Source organism: Mycobacterium sp. ABE4_509 (genome assembly GCF_056160785.1).
Map to the genome: position 1 here is coordinate 1 of NZ_JBSWXU010000284.1, position 1,863 is coordinate 1,863.

General features: G+C 71.8%; 3 protein-coding genes. 2 read left to right on the top strand and 1 reads right to left on the bottom strand.

The window, feature by feature from the left end; translation table 11 throughout:
* A partial coding sequence (locus tag ACXAID_RS27965; RefSeq protein WP_475025416.1) for a phosphoenolpyruvate-utilizing N-terminal domain-containing protein occupies positions 1–251 on the bottom strand: 251 nt, incomplete at its 3' end.
* Positions 252–353: 102 nt separating this feature from the next.
* Here ACXAID_RS27965 and ACXAID_RS27970 point away from each other — a divergent pair.
* Positions 354–1,133: a DeoR/GlpR family DNA-binding transcription regulator gene (locus tag ACXAID_RS27970; RefSeq protein WP_421458880.1), complete on the top strand. Its 780-nt coding sequence runs from the start codon at positions 354–356 to the stop codon at positions 1,131–1,133.
* Positions 1,130–1,863 (top strand): 1-phosphofructokinase family hexose kinase (locus tag ACXAID_RS27975; protein WP_475025417.1); only part of this gene is annotated, 734 nt, incomplete at its 3' end. The genes ACXAID_RS27970 and ACXAID_RS27975, both read left to right, overlap by 4 nt.

Sequence of the window (1,863 nt, forward strand, 5' to 3'; positions counted from 1 at the left end):
CCCGTGGCCTGCCCGGCCCGTTCCCGCAGCCGCGCGGCGACGGTGGCCGCCGCCTCGGAGAAGCGCTGCACCTCAGCGGCGCGGTCGGCCTCGTCGACCTCGCCGCCGGTGTCGGCGTCGAGGTCCGGTGGTGTACCGGGCCGGATGACGGGTGCGTACTGGACTCCGGCCACGACGGGCACACCGTGCAGCACGGTGCCGGCGTTGCTCGCTGCCGGGGTCGGTGATGTGGGCGTGGATGTCGCGGTCATGTGAACCAGGTTACAAGAAAACGTTGACAAGTCAACACATTCAGGAGTAAAACCAAATACATCCACAGATATTCGGATCCATACCCACATAAACGGAGTCCCATGTACCCCGAGGAACGGCAGCAGGCGATCGCGTCCCTGGTCATGGCCAAGGGGCGCGCCTCGGTGACCGAGTTGGCCCAGGCCTACGACGTGACCACCGAGACGGTGCGGCGCGACCTGGCGGTGCTCGACAAGGCGGGGGTGGTGCGGCGGGTGCACGGCGGCGCCGTGCCGGTCCGGGCCCTGCACCTGGTCGAGCCGGGCGTCGGGGAGCGCGACGTGACCCGCGCCGAACACAAGGACGCCATCGCCGCGGCGGCCGCGGAGTTCTTTCCGCTGTCCGGGGCGAGCATGCTGCTCGACGCCGGCACCACCACGATGCGCATCGCCGCGCAGGTGCCGACCAGCCGCCCGCTGGTGGTCGTCACCAACTCGGTGCCCATCGCCGCACGCCTGGCCACCAACGCCTCGGTGTCGCTGCAGCTGCTTGGCGGGCGGGTGCGCGGAGTGACCCAGGCCGCCGTCGGCGAGCAGGCACTGCGGGTGCTGGACACGCTGCGCGTCGACATCGCCTTCATCGGCACCAACGGCATCAGCGTCCGTCACGGCCTGTCCACCCCGGACAGCGAGGAGGCCGCGGTCAAGCGGGCGATGGTGCGTGCGGCCAACTACGTGGTGGTGGCCGCCGATTCGTCCAAGGTAGGACGCGAGGACTTCGTCAGCTTCGCCCCCATCACCAGTGTCGACACCCTCATCACCGACCCCGAGATCAGCCCCGCGGCCAGCAGGGAGCTCAGCGATCAGGGCGTCGAAGTCATCTGCGCAGGAGGTCAGCCGTGATCGTCACCGTCACCCCCAACCCGAGCATCGACCGCACCGTCACGCTGCCCGGTGCGCTGACCCGCGGCGCGGTGCACCGCGTCACCTCGGTGACCAGCCAGGCCGGCGGCAAGGGTGTCAACGTCGCCCGCGCGCTCACCCTGGCCGGCGTCGAGACCGTCGCGGTGCTGCCGGCGGCCGCCAACGACCCGCTGGTCACCGCGCTGCAGGCCATCGCCGTTCCGTTCCGGGTGGTGCCCACGGCCGAGCCGGCCCGGACCAACCTGACCGTCACCGAACCCGACGGCACCACCACCAAGATCAACGAGCCCGGGGCCACCCTGGACGCCGCGACGGTCGCCGCGCTGACCGACGCGGTGCTCGAGGCGGCCGACGGGGCCGACTGGGTGGTGATGTCGGGGTCGCTGCCCCCGGGGGTGCCGGCCTCCTGGTACGCCGACGTGGTCGCCCGGCTGGCTTCGCACCCGTGCCGCATCGCCGTGGACACCTCCGACGCACCGCTGGCCGCCCTGGTCGGCGCGCTGGACCGCGGTGCCCCGGACCTGATCAAACCCAACGGCGAGGAGCTGGCCAGCGTGCTGGGTCTGGCCCCGGAAACCTTGGAAAACGCTGCTGCTCAGGGTGATCCGGAGCCCGTGGTGTCGGCGGCCCGCCGGCTCATCGACCGCGGCATCGGCGCCGTGCTGGCCACCCTCGGCGTCGCCGGCGCGGTGCTGGTCGACCGCAACGG